Raw genomic sequence first — 22088 nt, forward strand, 5'->3', positions numbered from 1 at the left:
CCCGCCCCCGCAACGCACCGGCGCCCCGGTCTCCTTCGTGGAGACCGGGGCGTCGTGCTGCGCTCGGGGTCGGGTCCCGCAGGCCGCCGCGGGCAGCCGCGCGTCGCGAGCCGCGAGCCGCCCGAGCCTGGGCCCCTGCTAGTGATGCGCCTCCGCCAGCACCTCCTCGACGGCGTTCCAGAACTCGACGCGGGCCTGGTGCGTCGCGGCCGGGACCGCACCCGACTCGTCCAGCGACACGGGCAGGTACGGCGCCAGGGCGATGTAGTGTCCCGCGTCCTCCTGCACGACCGAGCGAACCCTCGTCGGGTCGCCGAACCGGGTCATCGCGTCCGTGAGCAACGGGCACGCTACCCACACGGGGTCCGCCGTCCCGCACGCGAGCACCGTCGGGCCGACGATCGTGCTGCCGTCCACGAGCGCCTCCGGAGGCGGCGCAACGTCCCGCCGGTACTCGGCGCACGGCATGCCGACACCGTCGAGAGTCCAGGCCGACACCTGCCCGTTCGGATACCCGCAGCCCAGGCGGCCCGCCCCGGTCGGCGCGAAGGCGCCGTACACCTCGTCAGGGCGGGTGGCGGCGAGCCACAGTGCCATCTCCCCACCGCGTGAGACGCCGAACGTGAACACCCGGGCGAGATCGACGCCAGGCTGCGCCCGCAGCCACGCCAGCCCGGTGAGGAACGTCTCGACGGGCACGTTCTCCAGCTGCGGCGGCTGCCCGGGGCTCTTGAAGTAGCTGATCGCCAGGGCGGGGTAGCCGAGCGCAGCGAGGTGCGTCGCCGCCGCACGAGCATAGGCAAGTCCGCCGTCAGACCCGCTGAAGACGAGCACGGCAGGCGTGGGGTCGTCGGCGGTGAAGTCGGTGGGCACGGCGTAGGCGGCGACCATGCCGTCGTCGGTCACGTCCTGGACATCGACGTCGGCCCCGTAGCCGCGCCGCTCGACGACGGCCTCGGTGAGGACGTCGTCGTCGACGCTCACGACGAGGCGGACGTCGTGGTCTACCGACAAGGCGTCCGGGCTGGACGGGCTGGTACCGGTCATCGACCAGAACGGCCCCATCGCGTCGGCCGTGGTCCACGACCCTTCGGTCGGTGCCGTCGTCGCGAGGTCCACCCGTCCGTCCTCGTCCGCCACGAACGTCGCACGCGACGACATCGCGCTCCCCTCGAGCTCCGTCGTCGCGACCAGTCGCACCTCGCGACCCGCGCCGAGCCCGGTCAGCGTGATCGCGAGCGGGTCGAACGCCCCGTCCTGCGGGGCGACCTCGATCGCCGGTTCCTGCTCGGGCGACGCAGAGCACCCTGCGAGAGCCAGCAGCGAGGCGGTCAGCAGGAGGGCAACGGCAGGGACATGGTCACGTCGTCGGGAGGCCATGGGCAAATGTTCCCGTACCTCACCAATTCGGCACGACCCGCCACGCCGGACGGTCGGCGCGGCTCTGGTGTCATCCTCGAAGACCTCGCGCCCCGACCAGGTCGGCCTGCCGCCGCGGGTCTCCCCGCCCGGCCGGCGGCAGGCTCCAACCGTCGTTCGTCCCGGCGGGGAACCGACCCCCTGCTGGCGGGCGCCGCAACGCCATCACCACGAGCGGCGCCACGAGCGCCGCGATCACGACCAGCCTCATCACGAGCTCCACGATGTCCATGCCTCCAGCGTGGTCCGACCGGGCGACACGCACGAGTGGCAGGAGAGACAGGTGTCGACAAGATCCTGCCACGGGCGTAGCGTCGAGGGATGTTGCGCACAGTGGCGGCCGTCGTCGCCGACGGACTGGCCCCGTTCGAGTTCGGCGTCGTCTGCGAGGTCTTCGGCCTCGACCGCACGGACGACGGCGTCCCCCTGGTCGACTTCCGCGTCTGCGGCCCGGTCGCAGGCGAGCCGGTCCGCACCAGCATGGGCGCCTCCCTGGTCCCCGACCACGGGCTCGACGCGCTCGAGGACGCCGACCTGGTCGCGATCCCCGCGCTCACCATCCGTGACGAGTACCCGCCGGAGATCGTCGACGCCCTGCGCGCGGCCCACGCCCGCGGCGCGGTCCTGCTGAGCGTCTGCTCGGGCGCGTTCCTGCTCGCCGCTGCCGGGCTCGTCGACGGGCGTCGCATCACGACGCACTGGCGCCACGCGGAGGACCTCAGGGCGCGGTTCCCGCAGGTCGACGTGGACCCGGACGTCCTCTTCGTCGACGACGGCGACATCGTCACGAGCGCGGGGACGGCCGCCGGGATCGACGCGTGCCTGCACATCGTGCGCAAGGAGTTCGGCAGCGCGGCCGCCAACGCGATCGCGCGGCGCATGGTCGTCCCGCCCCAGCGCGACGGCGGGCAGCGCCAGTACATCGACCGCCCCGTGCCGGTGTGCGAGGAGCAGAGCATCCGCGACGTGCTCGCGTGGATGAGCGAGCACCTCGACGAGGCTCAGACGGTCGAGGACCTCGCGCGGCGCGCACACCTGTCGACGCGCACGTTCGCGCGGACGTTCGTCGCCGAGACGGGCACGACGCCCATGCAGTGGCTCGCGACCCAGCGCGTGCACCATGCGCGGACCCTGCTCGAGGAGTCGGGGCTCGACCTCGAGGAGATCGCGCGGCTGTGCGGGTTCGGGTCGGCCGCGCTGCTGCGGCACCACTTCCGTCGCGCGGTCGGCGTCCCGCCCACGGACTACCGGCAGACGTTCCGGCACGCGTCCTGACCCGCACCCCGGTGAGACGCAGCGCTCCGCCGTCGGGCCGTGTCACGTTGCACGACGGCGCCACGCACCTAGGGTCGAGAGGGTCAGGTCCCGTCCGACGTGAGGTGCGCACATGACCATCCCCACCACCCTGCTCTCGTCCGGCCACGAGATGCCGCTCCTCGGCCTCGGGACGTGGCCCCTCGACGACCACGCGTCGGCGCAGGCCGTGGCAGGGGCGATCGGGCGGGGGTACCGGCTGATCGACACGGCGTCGCGCTACGAGAACGAGATCGGCGTCGGGCAGGGCATCGCGGCATCGGGCGTGGACCGCGCCGAGCTGTTCGTCACGACCAAGCTCCGCGGCGACGACCAGGGGTACGACGCGACGCGCGACGCCCTGCGCGGGAGCCTCGACCGCCTGGGCCTCGACTACGTGGACCTCTACCTCGTCCACTGGCCGCTGCCCCGCCTCGACCGCTACGTCGAGTCCTACCGGGCGATGATCGACCTGGCCGCCGAAGGCCTGATCCGCAGCGTCGGCGTCTCGAACTTCCGCGAGCACCATCTCGACCGGCTCATCGCCGAGACGAGCCACGTCCCCGCAGTGAACCAGATCCAGCTCTCTCCCGCGCTGGCGCGCACGGGCCTGCGACGTTTCCTCACCGAGCGCGGGATCACGGTCGAGGGCTGGAGCCCGCTCGGGCACGAGGAAGGCGTGCTCGACGAACCGGTGATCCAGGAGATCGCCGCGGCCCACGGGCGGACGGTCGGTCAGGTCGTGCTGCGCTGGCACGTGCAGCAGGGGATCGTCACCATCCCCAAGTCGGCGAGCCCCGAACGCCAGCGGGCGAACGCCGAGATCTTCGACTTCGAGCTCACCGACGACGACATGACCCAGATCGCGAGCCTCGACCGCGGCGAGGACGCGGCGCGCGACTCCGACGAGCACGAGGAGTTCTGATGAGCGACCTGCCGACCGTCACCGTCCTCGGCACGGGCACCATGGGCACCGGCGTCACGCACTCGCTCCTGCGCGAGGGCTTCGAGGTCACGGTGTGGAACAGGACCGCGTCGCGCGCAGCCCCGCTCGCCGACGCCGGGGCACGCGTCGCGCCGACCGCGGCGCAGGCCGCGCACGGGGCCGACGTCGTCCTGAGCATCTTGTTCGACGCCGCCGCCGTCCTCGACGTCCTGGACGCGGCCGGCCCCTCGGTGGGCACCGGAGCCGTGTGGGTCCAGGCCTCGACGGTCGGGCGCGAGGGCACCGCCCGGATCGTCGAGCGCGCCCGACAGCTCGGCGTGACGCTGGTCGAGGCCAACCTGCTCGGCACCAGGCAGCCGGCCGAGGACGGGCTGCTCACGGTGCTCGCCGCCGGGGACCCCGACGTCCTGGCCGGCATCTCCCCCGTGCTCGACGCGATCTCCGCGAAGGTCGTGGTCGCCGGGACCGAGGTGGGGCAGGGCACGGCGCTCAAGCTCGCGTGCAACGCGTGGCTCGCCGCGATCACGGCCGCGACGGCCCAGTCGATCGCGCTCGCCCGGGCCGAGGGCATCGACCCGCACCTGTTCCTCGACGCCATCGCGGGCGGAGCGTCCGACTCCCCCTACGCCCACCTCAAGGGCGCCGAGATGATCACGGGCGGGTTCGCGCCGCAGTTCGCGCTCGACGGGCTGCGCAAGGACATCGGGCTCATCTCGCAGGCCGCCCAGGGGGCAGGGCTCGACCCGGCTCTCCTCGACGCGCTGTCGAACCTGTACGCGAGCGCGTCCGCGCGCGGGCACGGGGGCGACGACATCGCTGCGGTCTACACGGCGTTCGGGGCACCGCACGCGGGGACGGACTGAACGGAGCGGTCGCGGGCCGGGCGGGCTCGGACGGGCGGACTCGGGCAGGCCCGACCCGGGCCGGGCACGCCGGACGGGCCGCCCTCAGCCCGCCGCGCGCCCGTGCCGCCAGTAGCCGATGAAGTCGACGTTGGCCTTGGGGACGCCGCGCTCGTTCACGAGGTGTCGGCGCGCCCCGGTGACCAGGCCCGACTCCCCCACGACGTACGCGTAGACCTCGCCGGACGGCAGGTCGGCCCTGGTCAGCGCGTCGAGCGCGAGACGCCCGGGGACGGCGTGCGGGTCGCCGCCGCACTCGTCGCGCGCGACCCACCGGAGCTCGACCCCGGCCGGGACGCGGAACTCCTGGGCGTCGGCCGCGTGCGGGAGCTCGACGATCGCGAGCCCGCGGGCGTCGTCGGGCAGCGAGGTGCAGATGCCCGCGACCGCGGGCAGACCCGTCTCGTCCGCGACGAGCAGCGTCCAGTCGTGCGGGACGCGCGGGTTGTAGCCGACGCCCTGGTCGAGGATCCCGACGGGGTGGCCGGCGCTCGCACCGAGCGCGAACGCCGACGCGGGGCCGCCGTCCTCGTGCGCGACGAAGTCGATGTCGAGCTCGCTCACGGACGGGCGTACGTCGCGGACCGTGTAGTTGCGCACCCACGGCCGCCGCGTCCTGGGCGTCGCGAGGTACTGCACGTACCAGAGCGCCGACGTCGCGGTCGGCAGTCGCAGCGACTCCTGCTCGTCGCGGGGCAGGAACAGGCGGAACCACTGGTCGAAACCCATGGGAGCGAAATGCTCGATTCCCTCGCCCCCGACCGTGACCCGCACCATCGAGGGGCTCACCCTGCGCGATCCGACCACCTCGGCCGCGATGACCTGCACGACGGACGGCTTGACCATCTGGAACCCGGCCACGACTCTCCTCTGCTTGAAAGAAGGCCAGGCTAACCTAACTAGTGACCAATCCGCACCCAACCTCCCTGCTTCCTCCACGCCGATCGCGATGTCACACGTAGACTCTGACCATCTGTACAACGGGCATCTCGCTCACCCCGCGGCTGGGAAGTCGACACCCAGCCCTGTGAGGGACGTATGACCGACACTGCAGTCCGCCCTGGATTCCGCCCGACGAAGCCGCGCACCGGTGACGGGACGAGCGTCACCAGCACGTACACCGAGCTCTCCAAGCGCATCCGCGAGGCCGGGCTGCTCGAGCGGACGCACGGCTACTACGGCTGGGTCGCGGCGATCCTCACGCTCGCGCTCGGAGGTGCCGTCGCCGGCTTCGTGCTCCTGGGCGACTCCTGGTTCCAGCTCCTCATCGCGGGCGCGCTGGGGCTCATCCTCACGCAGTTCGCGTTCCTCTCGCACGAGGCCGCGCACCGCACGATCCTCACGTCGGGTCCTGCGAACGACCGCGTCGGGCGATTCCTCGCCAACGGTGTCGTCGGCATCAGCTACTCGTGGTGGATGAACAAGCACACGCGCCACCACGCGAACCCGAACCGCGTCGGCAAGGACCCGGACATCGAGACCGACACCATCTCGTTCCTTGAGGAGAGCGCGGCCGAGCAGAAGGGCTTCCTCGCCCTCATCACCCGCCACCAGGGCTGGCTGTTCTTCCCGCTGCTGACGCTCGAGGGCATCAACCTGCACATGATCTCGATCCGATCGCTGCTGTCGTCGGCGAAGAGCCGGGCGCGGACCATGGAGCTCGTGACGATCGCCGTTCGCCTCACGCTCTACGTGGGCGTCGTGTTCTGGTTCCTCCCGCTGGGCATGGCCTTCGCGTTCCTCGGTGTACAGCTGGCGGTCTTCGGTGTGTACATGGGCGCCTCGTTCGCGCCCAACCACAAGGGCATGGCGATCATCCCCGCGACCAGCAAGCTCGACTTCCTGTCCAAGCAGGTCCTGACCTCGCGCAACATCACGGGCGGCCGCGTCATGAACGTCCTCATGGGCGGGCTCAACTACCAGATCGAGCACCACCTGTTCCCGAGCATGCCCCGCCCCCACCTCGCCAAGGCCCGTCTCATGGTCCGCGAGCACTGCGCGCGCCTGGGCATGCCGTACACCGAGACCAACCTGCTCGCGTCCTACGCGATCGTCGTGCGCTACCTCAACCGCGTCGGCCTCGCGGCACGCGACCCGTTCGACTGCCCCATGTTCAACCAGCTCCGCAAGGTCTGAGCCTTCTCGCCATCGCTCTTGTCAGAGCCAGCGTGACGCAGAGGTCACGCTCGTTCTGACACGTCGGGTCACTCGGGCCCCGCCCCGTCGAGCGCGCGTACCGGCTGACGCAGCACCGTCCGCAGCTTCTCGGGTGCCGTCCGACGAACGTCGCTGAGGTAGATCTCGTGGTGCGGGCCGTTGAACGTCAGCCCGTGCTCGGGCAGGTACTCGTCGTGCAGCCGCGCGAGCGTCGGCGCCTCGTCGTCGTAGGACCCGACGTGCAGGACCTGCACCGCGTCCCCCTCGTCGTACGTCGCGAAGCGCGCCCGGTCGAGCGCGGGCAGCGCCTTCTTGCGGCGCGTCGCCTCGGCCACGTCGGCCACGAACGCGTCGGTGAGCCAGTCGGGCTGCAGGACCATGAGCGTCCAGCTCCACGCGTCCTTGTCGCGGCGCACGAACGCCGCGGGGTCCTCCGCGGTCCACAACCCTTCGAGCGGCCCGACGACGTAGTCCCTGCCCAGGTCCTTCTTGCTCGCGAACTTCACGGCGTAGGAGAGCGAGAACAGCGCCTCGACCGCCTCGGTGTACGCCGGCGCCGTGTTCGGGTCCCCCTCCCCGTCGATCTGCAGGTACGCGAGCGGCGGCACGACGATCCGTGAGAACTCCCGGGGCGGCGCGTACAGCTCGCGGTGCTCCTTGCGCAGGTCGACCTTGTCCATGGGTTCCTCCAAGACGAACGACGGGTCGAGGGCGCCCCGAGCGCGCGGTGCGCGGCGCCGCCGGGCCCGGACGACGAGGAGGTGAGCCACGTCGCTCTGCCTGACGACGTCGCCCACCTCCTCAGCCTCCCTCGCCCCGCGCGGGTTCGCACTCCCGCGCCGGGCCTCAGAGCGCCTGGATGATGTTCTCCACCTGATCCTTGGCGTCTCCGAAGAGCATCGCGGTGTTGTCCTTGAAGAACAGCGGGTTCTGGACCCCCGCGTACCCCGTGGCCATCGACCGCTTGAAGACGATCACCTGCTTCGCGTTCCAGACCTCCAGCACGGGCATGCCCGCGATGGGCGAGCCCGGGTCGTCGAGCGCGGCCGGGTTGACCGTGTCGTTGGCCCCGATGACGAGCACGACGTCGGTCTCCGACAGGTCCCCGTTGATCTCGTCCATCTCGAGGACGATGTCGTAGGGCACCTTGGCCTCGGCGAGCAGGACGTTCATGTGCCCGGGCAGACGCCCCGCGACGGGGTGCACCCCGAACCGGACCTCGATGCCGCGCTCGCGCAGCCGGCGGACCAGGTCCGCGACGGGGTACTGCGCCTTGGCCACCGCCATGCCGTAGCCGGGCGTCACCACGACCGAGCGGGCGTGCTTGAGCAGGTCCGCGACCTCGGCCGCCTGGATCTCGTGGTGCTCGCCGTAGTCCTGGTCCGAGGCGACGACCGTGCCGCCCTCGGCACCGAATCCGCCCAGGATCACGCTCACGAACGAGCGGTTCATGGCCTTGCACATGATGTAGCTGAGGATCGCACCCGAGGACCCGACGAGGGCACCGGTGATGATGAGCAGGTCGTTGCTCAGCATGAAACCCGCCGCGGCCGCGGCCCACCCGGAGTACGAGTTGAGCATCGAGACGACGACCGGCATGTCGCCGCCGCCGATCGAGGCGACCAGGTGCCAGCCGAGCGCGAGCGCGACCACCGTTATGAGGATCAGCGGCAGCAGCCCGTGACCCGCGATGAACCAGGCCATGAGGCCGCCCGAGGCGACGAGGGCCCCGAGGTTCCACCAGTTGCGCCCCGGCAGCATGAGCGGGTTCGACCGGATGCGAGCCGACAGCTTGAGGTAGGCCACGATCGAGCCCGTGAAGGTCACTGCGCCGATGAGCACGCCGAGGAAGACCTCGACCAGATGCACGACGTCACCCTGCTCGGTCAGGTACGAGTTGAAGCCGACGAGCACCGCCGCGAGCCCCACGAAGCTGTGCAGGAGCGCGATCATCTCGGGCATCTGCGTCATCTCGACGCTGCGGGCCCGCCATGTCCCGACGACCGCGCCGATCAGGAACACCATGGCGATGAGCAGCAGCGTGACCATGACGGGACGCTCGCTGTCCTTCATCGCGAGCGCGACCGTGGCCACGAGGGCCAGCCCCATGCCGGTAATGCCGAGCAGGCTGCCGCGACGGGCGGTCTCCTGCTTGGACAGGCCCGCGAGGCTGAGGATGAACAGGACGGCTGCGATGACGTATGCAGCCTGGACCAGGGAGGTCAGCACGGGTCAGGCCTCCTTCCGGAACATGCCGATCATGCGGTAGGCCACGAGGAACCCACCGAAGATGTTGATGGAGGCCAGGGCGGCCGCGACGAAGGCGATCGTGGTGACCACCCAGCTCGAGTCGCCGATCTGCAGGAGCGCGCCGACCAGGATGATCCCGGAGATCGCGTTCGTCTGGGCCATGAGCGGGGTGTGCAGCGAGTGGCTCACGTTCGAGATCACGTAGTAGCCCACGACCACCGCGAGCGCGAACACCGTGAAGTGCCCCACGAACGCGGGCGGCGAGAACGTGATGGCGAGCGCTGCCAGGACCGCGGCCAGGGCGTAGCCGACCGCTCGGCGGGTGCCACGCCGTCGGGCGGCGTCCAGCGCGGTCGCCGCGTCGAGCGCGGCCTGGGCCTCGTCGACCACCGTTGCTGCCGGAGCCGCGGGGGCCGCGGCCGAGACCGCGACCGGAGGCGGGGGCCACAGGACCTCGCCGGCCCTCGCGACCGTCATGCCGCGCAGCACCTCGTCGTCGAGGTCGAGCACGACCTGTCCGGCGCCGCCCGGGGTCAGGAGCTTGAGCAGGTTGACGATGTTCGTCCCGACGAGCTGCGACGTGTGCTTGGGCATGCGGCTCGTGAGGTCGGTGTACCCGAGGATCACGACGCCGTTCTCGGTGACGACGCGCTCCCCCGGCACCGTGAGCTCGCAGTTCCCGCCGCCCGAGGCCGCGAGGTCCACGATCACGCTGCCGGGCCGCATCGCAGCGACCATCTCGGCGCTGATGGTGCGCGGCGCGCGGCCCCGCACCAGGGCCGTCGTGACGACGATGTCGGCGCGCGCCGTCTCGGCCGCGTACATCTGCGCCGTCAGGCGCTCCTGCTCGGCGGTCAGCGCGCTCGCGTAGCCGTCGGTGCTGACCTCCTGGCGCGCGCCCTCGGCCTGGACGAACTCGGCGCCCATCGACTCGATCTGCTCGCCGACCTCGGGCCGCACGTCGAACGCGCGCACCTGCGCGCCGAGGCTCGCGGCCGTACCGATCGCGGCGAGACCTGCGACGCCGGCACCGATCACGAACACGGTCGCGGGCGCCGTCTTGCCTGCCGCGGTGACCTGGCCGGCGAACATGCCGCCGTACTCCTCCGCGGACTCGATCACCGCGCGGTACCCCGCGACGTTCGACATCGCGCTGAGGACGTCGAGCGACTGGGCGCGCGAGATGCGCGGCACGGCGTCAAGGGCCAGGGCGGTGACACCGTGGTCCGCGAGCTCCTGGACGAGGGCCTCGTTCGCACCGGGGGCCAGCATGGCGACCAGCGTCGCGCCCTCGCTCAGCGAGGCGACCTGCTCGGCCGACGGGCTGTTGACGGCCGTGACGACGTCCGCTCCCCACGCCTGCGTCGCGTCGCCCAGGCTCGCGCCCGCCTCCGCGTACGCCTCGTCGGGGTAGCTCGCGCGCTCACCGGCGCCGTGCTCGACCACGACGTCGTACCCGAGGCCCACGAGCTGGGCCACCGTACGGGGCGTCGCGGCGACGAGCCGCTCGCCGGGACGGGTCTCTCTGGGCACGCCGATGCGCATGCTGACCTCCTTGCTCGGATGGCTGCACGGTATCGGTACGGCAAAGGATCCGCCGCAAGGCACGCATCGTGGACGAATGTCGTCCACGCGGATCACGGTCCGGGGTGCGAGACGGGTGCGTGCGCCGGCGGCCCGGAGACCCGTCTCGGACGGGAGCACCCGTCTCACCAGCGCCGCAGCCGCCCCGCCCGACGGCGCCAATCACCTGGCATCTGCCACGCGCCGCTGGCTAGGGTCGCGTCATGAGCGCATCCGGCCCACCCGACGCACGCGGGCGACTCGTCGAGGACCCCTTCGACCATCGGGTCACGGCGTCCGGGACCGTCCTGGCCTACCGGGGCGGGCGGCTGGTGGCGACGATCTCCGGCTCCCGGGCCGGACGGCTGATCGCCGCTCTGGAGACCGCCGACGCGGACCGGACGCAGCAGCTCCTGGCGCGAGCGACCGGGAACTACCGTCGGGGCAACGAACGGCGGTGACCCGGTAGAGCCTGCTCGGCCCGTCCCTCCGCGCCTCTGCGGCACCGGTGAGCCCGTGGACGGTCGGCGAGGGGGCGAATCACCCACCCGGTGACGTGCGACACATTCGACCTGTAACGGGTGAAAAGAGTCGCCGGGGAACGACGAAGGCCGCCTCCCTCGTGGGAGACGGCCTTCGTGTCGGGTGGAGCTGAGGGGACTCGAACCCCTGACCCCCTGCATGCCATGCAGGTGCGCTACCAGCTGCGCCACAGCCCCAGAACCATTGCTGGCCCCGTGCTTCCGTGAGGTTTTCCCCCTCGGAAGCATCGCTAGTTTATGCCGAAGTCGGCTGGAAAATCCAATCGGGTCCGGACGCCCACTCGTCGAGCGAGAAGTCGGCCCCGACGTTGTGCGCGACGAGCCTCCACGCCGGGTGCGCGTTGGCCCCCGAGCGCTGGAGCTGCGACCAGTGGACGTTGTTCAACCCGGAGATCCCCCGCCAGCTCGTCGGGTCCAGACCGAGCATGGCCGTGATGGCCAACGTGATCGCCGCGCCGTGCGAGACGACGACGAGCGTGTCCTTCTCGCCCAGCGCGTCGGCATGCTCGGCGACGGCCTCGACCATGCGGGCCGCGACGTCGGCCCGTGACTCGGCCCCCGCTCGTGCCGGCTCCTCGCCTCGGCGCCACGCCGCGTACTCGTCGGGCCAGCGCTCGGCGAGCTCCTCGCCCGTCATGCCCTCCCACTCGCCGAACCCGCGCTCGCGCAGACGCTCGTCGAGCGCGACGGGCAGGCCCGTCGCCTTCCCGTAGTACCCAGCGGTCTCGGCAGCCCGCGTCAGGTCCGAGGCGACGACGACCGTCGCAGCGTGCGCGGCCGCGAGCGACCGTGCCCCCTGCTCGGCCTGCCAGTGGCCCACGGCGTCCAGCGGGATGTCGACCTGCCCCTGGAGGCGCATGGCCGCGTTGTACTCGGTGCGCCCGTGGCGCAGGAAGACGACGGTACGAGCGCTCACGCCTGCGCGTCCTCCGCGAGGTGGATCGAGCCGTCGGACACGGCGTCCTCGGACGAGGACCCGTCTCCGCCTCGTGCGTCCTCGGGCAGCTCGATGACGGGGCAGTCCTTCCAGAGGCGCTCGAGCGCGTAGTAGACCCGGTCCTCCGAGTGCTGGACGTGCACGACGATGTCGCCGAAGTCGAGCAGGACCCAGCGAGCCTCCGACTTGCCCTCGCGGCGGATGGGCTTGACCCCGACCTTGTGCAGCTCTTCCTCGACGGCGTCCACGATCGCGGACACCTGCCGCTCGCTCGTCCCCGAGGCGATCAGGAAGACGTCGGTGAGCACGAGCTGCTCACTGACGTCCAGGGCGATGATCTCTTCGGCCTTGCGGTCCGATGCGGCGCGAGCCGCGATCACCGCAAGCTCGACAGCGCGTTCCGTTGCAGTCACGACTCTCCGTGTGTTTGTCTCGGGGCCTGTCAGGAGGACAGGCCGTGGTGGTACGTGAGGCTCGAGGCCAGCGCCTCGATGCCGACCGGGGCGACGGGCTCGGCGATGCTCGGCCCTTCGCCCAGGAGGAGCTTCCAGATCAGCAGTCCGAGGACGAAGGCCACGGCGATGAGGATCAGGTAGTGCAGCCAGGTGTACGCGTGCCCGGGAGGCCGCTCGTCGACCGCGTCGTCCTCGTCGTCGTCCGCGCCACGAGCCGCAGGGCTCTGGCGGGCGCTCCCGGCGAGGGGGAACGGCGAGGCCTCGTCAGGTCCCTGGGAACCGGCGCTCGGCGCCCCCGGGAACGGGGAGGCCGGTGCTGGCTGCTGGCTCGGGGCCGGCGCCTGCGTCTCCCACGGGAGGGCGGCGCGGGTGGGCTCCGGGGACTGCTGCGCGAGCCCGCTCGGCGTGCTCTGCTCCCAGGGCAGCGCCGCGGGGGCGGGGGCCGGGGTCGCGGCGGCACGCGGCGTCTCGGGTGCCGGGGTACGTGAGGCCACCGACTCCCGCGCGGGCGGGAAGGGCGAGGACGGCTGCGCCGGGGGGAAGGGCGTCGGCGCGTTCTGGGGCGCCGGCTCCGGAGCCGGCGGTCGCGTCGACGTCGCGAAGGGCGACGGGGCGGTCGACGGGGCCCGCATGCTCTGGCGGACCGGGGGCGTCATCCCGGGAGGCGGGGTCTGCGCGGGGCGGATCGCGACCCGCTCGGCCGTCTCCTGGATCGGCGTGAGCCGACCGGTCTCGTCGACGCCACGCATGCCGCCCGTCATCGAGGGCGGTCGGACGACAGGCGCCTGCGTCGAGTGCCCGTCGGCGGGCGTCGGTGCGGACACGTCGCGCATCGACCGTCTCGACGGCGGTGGGCCTGCCGGGGCCTGGGCCTGGGCCGGCGGCGGTGCGTAGCCGCCTGGTGCGGACGGCGCAGCTCCTGCCGCCTGCTCGGCCGCCGCGGCTTCACGCTCGCGGATCTCTCGGCGCGTCAACGGGCGGACGGGCTGCATGCTCCCGTGCTGATCACTCATGATGCTGATCCTCTGTACAGGCCGTGCTTCGCGATGTACTGGACGACTCCGTCCGGCACCAGGTACCAGACCGGCTGGCCGGCCTCCGCCCGCTGCCGACAGTCGGTCGACGAGATGGCGAGCGCCGGGATCTCCAACGTGGAGACGACCCCGGGCGGCAGGCTGTCGACGCTGAGCCGGTGCCCCGGACGGGAGACCGCCACGAAGTGTGCCATCTTCCAGAGGTCGTCGGCATCCTTCCAGGTCAGCATCTGCTCGATCGCGTCGGCGCCGGAGATGAAGTAGAGGTCCGCCTCGGGTCGCTGCTCACGCAGGTCGCGCAGCGTGTCCACGGTGTAGGTGAGCCCCGGGCGGTCGACGTCGACCCGGCTCACGGTGAAGCGCGGGTTGGAGGCCGTCGCGATGACCGTCATGAGGTAACGGTGCTCGGGTGCGGTGACCTTCTGGTGCTGCTTGAAGCTGGGCTTGCCGGTGGGGACGAAGATGACCTCGTCGAGCTCGAAGCGGGCCGCGGCCTCGCTCGCAGCGACGAGGTGGCCGTGGTGGATGGGGTCGAACGTGCCACCCATCACCCCGAGCCGGGGCCGCCTGCTCGCCGTCATCTCCGAAGGATCCACCAGGGCCGGGGTCAGTGGCGGGTACCGACGCTACGGAAGGCGTAGGTCACGAGGAGCAGGCCGACGAGCACACCGAAGGCGACGACACCGAACCCGACGGGCGGGATCGGGAGGTGGGTGACGGCTTCGGCGTTCTCCTGGGCAACCTGTGCGGCAGCAGCGAGCACAATGTCCTCCTACGGGTTCTTGAGCGTGGTACGTGGTCAGCGGGTGATCGGCGCCGGGCGCTGATCGTCGTCCAGTCTCTCACGGTCGTGCAGGACGGTGAGCAGCATGTGATCAGGGCCGCACGTGGCCGTCGCCGTGCACGACCCACTTGGTCGTCGTGAGCTCCGCGAGACCCATGGGGCCGCGCGCGTGGAGCTTCTGGGTCGAGATGCCGATCTCGGCACCGAGCCCGAACTGCGCGCCGTCGGTGAACCGGGTCGAGGCGTTGACCATGATCGCCGCGGAGTCGAGCTCGGCCACGAACCGCTCCGAGGAGGCCAGGTCGCGGGTCACGATCGCCTCCGTGTGCCCCGAGGTCCAGGTCCGGATGTGCTCGAGCGCGGCGTCCAGGTCCGGGACGACGCGCACCGCGATCTCGGGCGCGAGGTACTCGCGGGCCCAGTCGTCGTCGGTCGCGGCGAGGATCTCGATGCCGTCGGGGGCGAGCTCGGCCGTCCGGGGGTCGCCGTGCAGCACGACACCGGCCCCGTCGAGGGCCGTGAGCGCGGCGGGCAGGAACTGCGGCGCGGCGTCGGCGTGGACGAGCAGCGTCTCGGCGGCGTTGCAGACCCCGACGCGCTGGGTCTTGGAGTTGAGCAGGATCTCCAGCGCGCTGGCCTGGTCGGCCGACGCGTCGACGTACACGTGACAGTTGCCCACGCCGGTCTCGATCACCGGCACCGTGGACTCGCGCACGACCGTCTGGATGAGGTCCGCTCCCCCGCGCGGGACGAGCACGTCGACGAGGCCGCGCGCGTGCATGAGCGCGACAGCGCCGGGGCGCCCGTGCCGGTCGATCGACTGGACGAGGTCCGCGGGCAGCCCCTGGGCCGCGAGCGCGCGCCCGAGGACCTCGACGATCACCTCGTTCGAACGTGCGGCGGCCGAGCCACCGCGCAGGATGACGGCGTTGCCGCTCTTGAGCGCGAGGCCCGCGGCGTCCACGGTCACGTTGGGGCGTGCTTCGTAGATCATGCCGACGACCCCCATGGGCACACGCACCTGGCGCAGGCGCAGGCCGTTGGGCAACGTCGAGCCGCGCACGACCTCGCCGACCGGGTCCGGCAGCGCGGCGAGCTCGCGCAACGCGTCGGCGATCGCGACGATCCGCTCGGGCGTGAGCGCGAGGCGGTCGAGGAGCCCGGCGGACGTGCCGTTCTCCCGTCCGCGTCCGAGGTCCTCCGCGTTGGCCGCGACGATCTCCTCGGTGGCCGCGACCAGGGCGTCGGCGAGCGCGTGCAGCGCGGCGTCCTTGGTGGCTCGCGTCGCGGTCGCGAGCGTGCGGGAGGCCGTCTTGGCGCGACGAGCCGTGTCCTCGACGTCGCGGGCGACGGACGGCGCGGGGGCCGTGGGGTCGTTCGCCTGCGGGGCGCCCGTGACGGTGGTCGCGGGCTGGTCGAGGTCGGAGGCGGGGCTGAGCGCGGTCATGCGACGAGCCTACGACGCACGCGCCGCGCCTGTCTGCGGCGTCCGACGGCTGACCGCGGTCATCCGCCGAGCAGCTCCATCTGGGGGTGCCGCTGCCCGCGGACGTCGTCCCGCGGCCAGAGCGCGCCGATCGCCTCGACCTGGTCCGCGCTCAGGCGTACGCGCGCGGCGGCCACGTTCTGCTCGAGGTACGTCCGGCGCTTGGTCCCGGGGATGGGCACGACGTGCTCCCCCTGCGCGAGGAGCCACGCGAGGGCGAGCTGCGCCGTCGTCACCTCGAGCGACGCCGCGACCTCCTCGAGGCGCGCGACGAGCGACCGGTTGTGCGCGAAGTCCTCGCCGCGGTAGCGAGCGTGGGCTCGCCGGACGTCGTCGGCCGCGAAGCCCTCTGTCCCGTCGACCGTCCCGGTGAGGATGCCGCGTCCCAGCGGCGAGAACGGCACGAACCCGACGCCGAGCTCGGTGAGCGCGGGCAGCACCTCGTCCTCGGGGTCGCGCGTCCACAGCGAGTACTCGCTCTGGACCGCGGTCACGGGGTGCACCGCGTGCGCGCGGCGGACCGTCTCGGCGGAGGCCTCCGAGAGCCCGACGTGGAGCACCTTGCCCGCCGCGACGAGCTCGGCGAGAGCACCGATCGTGTCCTCGACCGGTATCTGGGGATCCACGCGGTGCAGGTAGTAGAGGTCGAGCCGGTCCGTGCCGAGGCGGCTCAGGCTCGCGTCGATCGCGCGGCGCACGTAGGCGGGACGCCCGTCGACGGGCCGCCCGTCGGGGTGCCCACCGGCAGGCGGGAGACCCAGCTTGGACGCGATCACGACGGCGTCGCGGTGCGGTCCGAGGACCCGCCCGAGCAGCTCCTCGTTGCGACCGTCACCGTAGACGTCGGCCGTGTCGAACAGCGTGACGCCCGCGTCGAGGGCCGCGTGCAGGGTGTCGGTCGCCTCGCGCTCGTCGGCCGCACCGTAGGCGTCGGTCACGGACATGCCGCCGAAGCCGATCGCCGAGACGACGAGCGGGCCGGCGGGCGCGGCGCCGCCGAGGGTGCGGGTGGGAAGGCTCATGGCACGCACCCGATCACCCCGCGGCCCCCGTGGCAACCCCTTTCCCCACCTCTCTCACATCGCGAGAAGGAGGGCCGGGGTCACGCAGGCTGGAAGGAGGCCTCGGTCGCAGGGGCCTCGGCAGGCGACGGCGCGGCCCGACGGCGCCCCGCGAGCACGTCGTCGAGCACCGAGCACGCCGTGGCCGCCACCGCGAGGAGCGCGGTGGCTGCGATCGCGCCCGCGAGCGCCGCGTCGTACCCCCGGGTCGCGACGCCCCCGACGAACGCCCCGGTCATCCCGGCGATGCACACGGTCGCCGAGACCCGCTGGGAGACCTGGAGCATCCCGGCGGCGACGCCGTGCTGCCCGGCGGGGGCCCGGTCGAGCGTCAGGGCCTGGTTGGTCGACATGCTCAGGCCGCCGGTGACCCCGGTCAGCACCTGCCCGACGACGAGGCTCACCACCACGAACCGGTCCGGCAGGAGCAGCACGGCCACGAGCATCGCGACCGCGACCGGGACCTTGGCGGCGATCGCGCCGCTCACGCCGGCCCGCCCGAACCGTCGTACGAGCCGCCACGACAGGTTCGCCGCGACGACCGACGCGAGGGCGCCCGGGGTCGTGATGAGCCCCGCCTCGAACGGGGTGAGTCCCGCCCCGTCCTGGAGGTAGATCATGAGGACGGCCGAGAACCCGAGCGCCGAGCCGAACGTGCACGTCGCGACGAGGCAGCCGAGCGCGAACCCCGGCGCCCGGAGCAGCTCGGGCGAGAGCACCGGGCTCCTGCCCGCGCGGGCGTGCCGTCTCTCCCACCCGAACAGTGCTGCCGTACCCACGACGGCCACGCCCACCCAGGGCGCGCGGGCCGTCAACGAACCGGGCAGGACGAACGGCACGAGCAGGCCGATCGCGGTCACGGTGAGGAGCACCAGGCCCACGGGGTCGAGCCCAGGAGCCCCTCCGGGCCGTCGACCGGTGCGAGGTACGAAGCGCACGCACAGCGCCGCGGCGGCGAGCGCGAACGGGAGCGTGAGCACCAGGGAGACCCGCCAGCCCGTCGGCCCCGCCACGGCGAGCACGAGCCCGCCGACGAGCGGCGCGATCACGGCCGCGAACGCCCCGGTCGACGCATAGGCACCCAGGGCGCGCGCACGGGCGGGGCCCGCGAAGTGGTCCTGGAGGAGCCCGATCACCTGCGGGTTGGCCATGCCCGCCCCGATCCCCTGGACCAGGCGGGCCACGACCAGCACGTCCGCGTCCTGCGCGCTCGCGCTCACGACGCTCGTGAGCGCGAACAGGACCAGCCCGGTCACGAGGAACCACGCGCGCCCGTACCGGTCCCCCAGACGTCCGGCAGGCACCAGCGCGATCCCGAACGTCAGCGAGTATCCCGCGAGGATCCACTGGAGCTGGGCCGTGCTCGCCCCGAGACCGTCGCGCAGCGCGGGCGCCGCGACCGTGAGGACCGCGGAGTCGAGGAGGGTCGTGAAGCCCGTGGCCAGGCAGACGAGCAGGACACGGGTCTGGAGCGGGGTTCGAGAGCGTTCGGCGGTCACGGCGTCCCGGCGTCCGCGAGCGCGCGTCGCCCGGGGATGGCCGCGACGAGCTCGCGCGTGTACTCCTCGCGCGGGTCGAGGAGGATCCGGTCGGCCGTCCCCGTCTCGACGAGACGCCCCCGGTGCATCACGCCCACGTGGTCGGCGACCTGCCGGACCACCGCGAGGTCGTGCGAGATGAAGAGGTACGCCAGCCCGTGCTCGGCCTGGAGCGCGCTCAGCAGGTCGAGGATCTGGGCCTGGACCGAGACGTCGAGCGCCGAGACCGGCTCGTCGAGGACCACGAGGTCGGGACGCAGCGCCAGGGCGCGCGCGATCGCGACCCGCTGACGCTGCCCGCCCGACAGCTCCCGCGGCCCCCGTCCGAGCGCGGTCGCCGGGAGCGCGACCTGGTCGACGAGCTCGCGCACCCGGGCCCGGCGCGCGCGGGCGTCCCCCACCTTGTACGCGCGCAGCGGCTCCTCGACGATCTGCTCGACCGTGAAGCGCGGGTCGAGGGACGCGTACGGGCTCTGGTAGACGACCTGGAACCGTCGACGGAGCCTGCGCAGCTCCTCGCCGCGGGCCGCCGTGAGATCGGTCCCGTCGAGCAACAGCGAACCGGCCGTCGGCTGCTCGAGGCGCAGCACCAGGCGCGCCGTCGTGCTCTTGCCCGAGCCCGACTCGCCCACGAGCGCGAACGTCTGCCCGGCGTGCAGGTCGAAGCTCACGTCGTCGACGGCGACCAGCGAGCGCGCCGCGGCGCCGCGCGGCAGCGGGAACTCCTTGCGCAGCCCCCGCGCCTCGAGCAGAGGGGCCGACGACGCGACCTGCGTGCCGTCGTCGGGCCCGGCGGCTGGCCGTGACGTGGGAAGCACGGCGGCCCCCGACCCCAGGCGGGTGCTCGCGAGGCTCGGCGCGGCCGCGATGAGCTCGCGCGTGTACGGGTGCTGCGGGTCCGTGAGGACGCTGCGCGCGGGGCCCTCCTCCACGACCCGGCCGTGCCGCAGGACCACGATGCGGTCGGCGCGGTCGGCGGCCACCCCCAGGTCGTGCGTGATGAGGAGCACCGCCGTGCCGAGCGTCGAGCGCAGCAGCTCGATGTGGTCGAGGATGCGGCGCTGGACCGTGACGTCGAGCGCGCTCGTGGGCTCGTCGGCGATCACCAGGTCGGGCCCGGCGGCGATCGCGATCGCGATGAGGACGCGCTGGCGCATGCCGCCCGAGAGCTGCGACGGGTACTGCCTGGCGCGAGCGGCCGGGTCGTCGAGGCCCGCCTTCTCCAGGAGGTCGACCGCGCGCCTGCGCGCCTCGCGACGACGAGCGAGGCCGTGGATCACGAGGACCTCCGCGACCTGGTCGCCCACGCGCTGGACCGGGTTGAGCGAGACGGTCGGGTCCTGCGGGACCAGGCCGATCCTGCGCCCGCGCACCTCGCGCCACTCGCCCTCGCTCAGCCCGGTCAGGTCCTGGCCGCCGAACCGGATCGTGCCCGACGTGCGGCGACCACCGCGCGGCAGCAGGTTGACGACCGCGTGGGCCGTGGTGCTCTTGCCGGACCCCGACTCGCCCACCAGCGCGACGACCTCGCCCGCACGGACCTGGAGCGAGACCCCGTCGACGGCGGGCGCGTCACCTCCCGCCGTCGTGCGGTAGCCGACGCGCAGGTCCTGGACGTCCAGCAGGACATCGTCGTGCACGGGGACGCTCATCGGTCCTCTCCGTCCTTCTCGAGCGATCGGGAGATGCGGTTGGCCGACAGCACGACCGCGACGATCACGAGCCCCGGCAGCGTCGTGAGCCACCACGCGGACGCGAGGTAGTCGCGGCCGCCGGACACCAGCGCGCCCCACTCCGGGGTCGGCGGCGCGGCCCCGTAGCCCAGGAAGCTCAGGGCCGAGATCGCGAGGACGGACGACCCCAGCTCGAGCGCGGTCAGCGCGACCACCGGGCCCGCCGAGTTGGGCAGGATGTGACGGCGCAGCACCGTGTACCAGCGCACGCCCGACGCACGGGCGGCCTCGACGTACGTCGTCGACGACGTCCGCAGCGCCTCCGCACGCATCACGCGCGCGAACGCCGCGATCGTCGTGATGCCGACCGCGATCGCCACCTTGACCGTGCCGAACCCCAGCACCGTGATGATCGCGAGCGAGAGCAGCAGGCTCGGCACCGCGAGCAGCACGTCGACGACACGCCCCACGACGTCGTCGACCCACCCCCGCAGGAAGCCTGCGAGCAGGCCCAGCAACGAGCCGACCGACAGTCCCAGTGCGACCGCGATCACGGTCGCGCTCAGCGACAGCCACGAGCCGTGCACGACCCGGGCGTACACGTCGCGACCCAGGTGGTCCGTGCCGAACAGGTGCTCCGCGCTCGGCGCCTGCAGGCGGTCCGTCGGGACCCCCGTGATCGGGTCCTGGGCCGCGAAGACGCCCGGCGCGAGCGCCCACGCGACCACGAGCAGCAGGAACAGCACCGCGAGCAGCAGGCCGGGGCGGCGCAGCACCGCGAGCCCCGACCGGCCGAGCGTGCGCGCCGACGAGCGCACTCCCCTGGTACGCCGGTGCGCGGCCTCGAGCGGGGCCGGGCCGGCGAGGGCCGCATGCGCGTGCGGCGCATCGGGCCCGGCCGGCGCGTCCGGCCCGTCCGGCGCGGACACGTCCGGGGGCAGCGTCTCCGGGACGGTGTAGGTGTCGAGTCGTGCGGTCATGATGTCCTCCTCCGTGCCCTCACGCCGCGGCGGAGGGCTGGCGGGTGGTGATCCGGGGGTCGAGCACGGGGTAGAGCAGGTCCACCAGCAGGGTCACGACGACGAAGACCACGGCCGAGAAGACCACGATCGCCTGGACCACGGGCACGTCCTGCTGGTTGACCGCGGTCACCGTCAGCCGACCGACGCCGGCCCGGGAGAAGACCGTCTCGGTCACGACCGCACCGGCCAGGAGCCCCCCGACCGTCACCCCGAGCACCGTGAGCGCCGGGATGGAGGCGTTGCGCAGGGCGTGACCGAAGTGCACGCGGGCCCGCCCCGCCCCCTTGGCCCGGGCGGTCTCGACGTAGGGCTCGGCCAGGGTCTGGCGCAGGCTGCGCGAGAGAACCTGCGCGAACGCGGCGCTCGCGGGGATCGCGAGCGTGAACGCCGGCAGGACGAGGCTTTCGAAGCCCTCGTTCCCCATGGCGGGGAACAGCCTCAGCTCGAACGAGAACCACTGGAGCAGGAGCAGCCCCACCCAGAACGTCGGCAACGAGATGCCCAGGGCAGGCAGCGACGTGAGCGTGTGCCGGAGCCAGCGGGCACGCGGGTAGGTGCTCGCGAGCGCGAGCGCCGCTCCCCCGGCGAGCGCGAGACCCAGCGCGAGGGCCGTGAGCTGCAGCGTGGGGGGCAGGGCCTCGGCCAGGAGCTTCGTGGCGGGCGCCCCCGAGGAGAAGGAGCGCCCGAAGTCCAGGTGCAGCGCGCCCCAGAGACCGTGCGCGTACTGGACCAGGACAGGGCGGTCGAGCCCCTGCTCGGCACGCAGGCGCGCGACGAGCTCGGGGTCCGAGAGATCGCCGTCGGCTCCGGCGGCCTTGATCGAGGCCGCGTCGCTCGGCAGGACGTAGAGCAGGAAGAAGGAGATCGTGAAGGCCGCCCAGAGGACGAAGCCTCCCTGCCCCAGGCGGCGGGCGATGTACCGGCCCATGGTCGGCTCCTCTCGGGTGGTGACGTGCAGGTCGTGACGCGCGGTTGGACGGATCGGTCGCGGGAGCGCCGGGGGGGGGGGGGGGGGGGGGGGGGGGG

Annotated in this window: 22 protein-coding genes and 1 tRNA gene; 5 read left to right on the forward strand and 18 right to left on the reverse strand. The window is 72.7% G+C overall.

Annotated features, from left to right (window positions below):
- Window positions 1-138: 138 nt before the first annotated feature.
- Together H9652_RS01285 and H9652_RS01290 are read right to left on the reverse strand one after the other, a co-directional pair.
- Window positions 139-1380: an acyl-CoA thioesterase/bile acid-CoA:amino acid N-acyltransferase family protein gene (locus tag H9652_RS01285; protein ID WP_191794307.1), complete on the reverse strand. Its 1242-nt coding sequence runs from the start codon at window positions 1378-1380 to the stop codon at window positions 139-141.
- A 70-nt stretch (window positions 1381-1450) separates the two neighbouring features.
- Window positions 1451-1651: a hypothetical protein gene (locus tag H9652_RS01290; protein WP_191794308.1), complete on the reverse strand. Its 201-nt coding sequence runs from the start codon at window positions 1649-1651 to the stop codon at window positions 1451-1453.
- A gap of 89 nt (window positions 1652-1740) precedes the next feature.
- Here H9652_RS01290 and H9652_RS01295 point away from each other — a divergent pair, with 89 nt between their 5' ends.
- The 3 genes from H9652_RS01295 to H9652_RS01305 all read left to right on the forward strand — a co-directional run bounded on the left by H9652_RS01295 (window position 1741) and on the right by H9652_RS01305 (window position 4521).
- A complete protein-coding gene (locus H9652_RS01295) occupies window positions 1741-2694 on the forward strand; it encodes a helix-turn-helix domain-containing protein (protein WP_191794309.1) in 954 nt (317 codons plus the stop codon).
- 112 nt (window positions 2695-2806) lie between these two features.
- Window positions 2807-3637 (forward strand): aldo/keto reductase, encoded by an 831-nt coding sequence (locus tag H9652_RS01300; protein WP_191794310.1) that lies wholly within the window; start codon window positions 2807-2809, stop codon window positions 3635-3637.
- Window positions 3637-4521: an NAD(P)-dependent oxidoreductase gene (locus tag H9652_RS01305; protein WP_191794311.1), complete on the forward strand. Its 885-nt coding sequence runs from the start codon at window positions 3637-3639 to the stop codon at window positions 4519-4521. The genes H9652_RS01300 and H9652_RS01305 overlap by 1 nt, the downstream gene beginning before the upstream one ends.
- Window positions 4522-4605: 84 nt before the next feature.
- Here the strand turns inward: H9652_RS01305 and H9652_RS01310 are convergent, their stop codons facing one another.
- Window positions 4606-5421, reverse strand: a complete 816-nt coding sequence (locus H9652_RS01310) for a siderophore-interacting protein (protein ID WP_318243931.1) — start codon at window positions 5419-5421, stop codon at window positions 4606-4608.
- A 177-nt stretch (window positions 5422-5598) separates the two neighbouring features.
- Between H9652_RS01310 and H9652_RS01315 the strand changes: the two genes are divergently transcribed.
- On the forward strand, window positions 5599-6696 hold the full coding sequence (locus H9652_RS01315; RefSeq protein WP_191794312.1) for a fatty acid desaturase family protein: 1098 nt from the start codon (window positions 5599-5601) through the stop codon (window positions 6694-6696).
- 68 nt (window positions 6697-6764) lie between these two features.
- On the opposite strand, the gene H9652_RS01320 is transcribed toward H9652_RS01315, so the two are convergent.
- The 3 genes from H9652_RS01320 to H9652_RS01330 form a co-directional block, all read right to left on the reverse strand.
- Window positions 6765-7397 (reverse strand): GyrI-like domain-containing protein, encoded by a 633-nt coding sequence (locus H9652_RS01320; protein ID WP_191794313.1) that lies wholly within the window; start codon window positions 7395-7397, stop codon window positions 6765-6767.
- A gap of 166 nt (window positions 7398-7563) precedes the next feature.
- Window positions 7564-8946, reverse strand: a complete 1383-nt coding sequence (pntB, locus tag H9652_RS01325) for a Re/Si-specific NAD(P)(+) transhydrogenase subunit beta (RefSeq protein WP_191794314.1) — start codon at window positions 8944-8946, stop codon at window positions 7564-7566.
- Window positions 8947-8949: 3 nt separating this feature from the next.
- Window positions 8950-10512 (reverse strand): Re/Si-specific NAD(P)(+) transhydrogenase subunit alpha, encoded by a 1563-nt coding sequence (locus H9652_RS01330; RefSeq protein WP_191794315.1) that lies wholly within the window; start codon window positions 10510-10512, stop codon window positions 8950-8952.
- 242 nt (window positions 10513-10754) lie between these two features.
- Here H9652_RS01330 and H9652_RS01335 point away from each other — a divergent pair, with 242 nt between their 5' ends.
- Complete coding sequence (locus tag H9652_RS01335; RefSeq protein ID WP_191794316.1) at window positions 10755-10991, forward strand: hypothetical protein; 237 nt, start codon at window positions 10755-10757, stop codon at window positions 10989-10991.
- Between the two features lie 185 nt (window positions 10992-11176).
- On the opposite strand, the gene H9652_RS01340 is transcribed toward H9652_RS01335, so the two are convergent.
- The 12 genes from H9652_RS01340 to H9652_RS01395 all read right to left on the reverse strand — a co-directional run bounded on the left by H9652_RS01340 (window position 11177) and on the right by H9652_RS01395 (window position 21990).
- Window positions 11177-11249, reverse strand: a tRNA-Ala gene (locus H9652_RS01340).
- A 58-nt stretch (window positions 11250-11307) separates the two neighbouring features.
- Window positions 11308-11988 (reverse strand): histidine phosphatase family protein, encoded by a 681-nt coding sequence (locus tag H9652_RS01345; protein WP_191794317.1) that lies wholly within the window; start codon window positions 11986-11988, stop codon window positions 11308-11310.
- Window positions 11985-12422, reverse strand: coding sequence for a ribosome silencing factor (rsfS, locus tag H9652_RS01350; RefSeq protein WP_138824025.1), 438 nt, complete (start codon window positions 12420-12422; stop codon window positions 11985-11987). Before rsfS ends, H9652_RS01345 begins: the two co-directional genes overlap by 4 nt.
- 29 nt (window positions 12423-12451) lie before the next feature.
- Window positions 12452-13477: a hypothetical protein gene (locus H9652_RS01355; RefSeq protein WP_191794318.1), complete on the reverse strand. Its 1026-nt coding sequence runs from the start codon at window positions 13475-13477 to the stop codon at window positions 12452-12454.
- Entirely contained in the window at window positions 13474-14079 is a 606-nt protein-coding gene (gene nadD / locus H9652_RS01360; RefSeq protein WP_191794319.1) for a nicotinate-nucleotide adenylyltransferase, read from the reverse strand. Before nadD ends, H9652_RS01355 begins: the two co-directional genes overlap by 4 nt.
- 26 nt (window positions 14080-14105) lie before the next feature.
- The gene (locus H9652_RS01365) at window positions 14106-14261 is read right to left on the reverse strand and encodes a hypothetical protein (RefSeq protein WP_164984101.1); all 156 of its coding nucleotides are present in this window, start codon (window positions 14259-14261) and stop codon (window positions 14106-14108) included.
- 112 nt (window positions 14262-14373) lie between these two features.
- Window positions 14374-15729: a glutamate-5-semialdehyde dehydrogenase gene (locus H9652_RS01370; protein WP_191794320.1), complete on the reverse strand. Its 1356-nt coding sequence runs from the start codon at window positions 15727-15729 to the stop codon at window positions 14374-14376.
- 59 nt (window positions 15730-15788) lie between these two features.
- Window positions 15789-16790: an aldo/keto reductase gene (locus tag H9652_RS01375; RefSeq protein ID WP_191794321.1), complete on the reverse strand. Its 1002-nt coding sequence runs from the start codon at window positions 16788-16790 to the stop codon at window positions 15789-15791.
- A gap of 80 nt (window positions 16791-16870) precedes the next feature.
- On the reverse strand, window positions 16871-18328 hold the full coding sequence (locus H9652_RS01380) for an MFS transporter (protein WP_191794322.1): 1458 nt from the start codon (window positions 18326-18328) through the stop codon (window positions 16871-16873).
- Window positions 18325-20019, reverse strand: a complete 1695-nt coding sequence (locus H9652_RS01385; RefSeq protein ID WP_191794323.1) for a dipeptide ABC transporter ATP-binding protein — start codon at window positions 20017-20019, stop codon at window positions 18325-18327. The genes H9652_RS01380 and H9652_RS01385 overlap by 4 nt, the downstream gene beginning before the upstream one ends.
- Window positions 20016-21020 carry an ABC transporter permease gene (locus H9652_RS01390; protein WP_191794324.1) on the reverse strand — a complete coding sequence of 335 codons (1005 nt, stop codon included), beginning with the start codon at window positions 21018-21020 and terminating at the stop codon, window positions 20016-20018. The genes H9652_RS01385 and H9652_RS01390 overlap by 4 nt, the downstream gene beginning before the upstream one ends.
- Window positions 21021-21039: 19 nt before the next feature.
- A complete protein-coding gene (locus tag H9652_RS01395) occupies window positions 21040-21990 on the reverse strand; it encodes an ABC transporter permease (protein ID WP_191794325.1) in 951 nt (316 codons plus the stop codon).
- Between the last annotated feature and the right edge of the window lie 98 nt (window positions 21991-22088).

The organism is Oerskovia rustica (assembly GCF_014836555.1).
Classification (GTDB): Bacteria; Actinomycetota; Actinomycetes; order Actinomycetales; family Cellulomonadaceae; genus Oerskovia; species Oerskovia rustica.

What these genes read in the sequence shown, in the direction of transcription:
- H9652_RS01285 (WP_191794307.1), bottom strand. Translation starts at nt 1,380, where the DNA reads ATGGCCTCCCGACGACGTGACCATGTCCCTGCCGTTGCCCTCCTGCTG.
- H9652_RS01290 (WP_191794308.1), bottom strand. Translation starts at nt 1,651, where the DNA reads ATGGACATCGTGGAGCTCGTGATGAGGCTGGTCGTGATCGCGGCGCTC.
- H9652_RS01295 (WP_191794309.1), top strand. Translation starts at nt 1,741, where the DNA reads ATGTTGCGCACAGTGGCGGCCGTCGTCGCCGACGGACTGGCCCCGTTC.
- H9652_RS01300 (WP_191794310.1), top strand. Translation starts at nt 2,807, where the DNA reads ATGACCATCCCCACCACCCTGCTCTCGTCCGGCCACGAGATGCCGCTC.
- H9652_RS01305 (WP_191794311.1), top strand. Translation starts at nt 3,637, where the DNA reads ATGAGCGACCTGCCGACCGTCACCGTCCTCGGCACGGGCACCATGGGC.
- H9652_RS01315 (WP_191794312.1), top strand. Translation starts at nt 5,599, where the DNA reads ATGACCGACACTGCAGTCCGCCCTGGATTCCGCCCGACGAAGCCGCGC.
- H9652_RS01320 (WP_191794313.1), bottom strand. Translation starts at nt 7,397, where the DNA reads ATGGACAAGGTCGACCTGCGCAAGGAGCACCGCGAGCTGTACGCGCCG.
- H9652_RS01330 (WP_191794315.1), bottom strand. Translation starts at nt 10,512, where the DNA reads ATGCGCATCGGCGTGCCCAGAGAGACCCGTCCCGGCGAGCGGCTCGTC.
- H9652_RS01335 (WP_191794316.1), top strand. Translation starts at nt 10,755, where the DNA reads ATGAGCGCATCCGGCCCACCCGACGCACGCGGGCGACTCGTCGAGGAC.
- H9652_RS01355 (WP_191794318.1), bottom strand. Translation starts at nt 13,477, where the DNA reads ATGAGTGATCAGCACGGGAGCATGCAGCCCGTCCGCCCGTTGACGCGC.
- nadD (WP_191794319.1), bottom strand. Translation starts at nt 14,079, where the DNA reads ATGACGGCGAGCAGGCGGCCCCGGCTCGGGGTGATGGGTGGCACGTTC.
- H9652_RS01370 (WP_191794320.1), bottom strand. Translation starts at nt 15,729, where the DNA reads ATGACCGCGCTCAGCCCCGCCTCCGACCTCGACCAGCCCGCGACCACC.
- H9652_RS01375 (WP_191794321.1), bottom strand. Translation starts at nt 16,790, where the DNA reads ATGAGCCTTCCCACCCGCACCCTCGGCGGCGCCGCGCCCGCCGGCCCG.
- H9652_RS01385 (WP_191794323.1), bottom strand. Translation starts at nt 20,019, where the DNA reads ATGAGCGTCCCCGTGCACGACGATGTCCTGCTGGACGTCCAGGACCTG.
- H9652_RS01390 (WP_191794324.1), bottom strand. Translation starts at nt 21,020, where the DNA reads ATGACCGCACGACTCGACACCTACACCGTCCCGGAGACGCTGCCCCCG.
- H9652_RS01395 (WP_191794325.1), bottom strand. Translation starts at nt 21,990, where the DNA reads ATGGGCCGGTACATCGCCCGCCGCCTGGGGCAGGGAGGCTTCGTCCTC.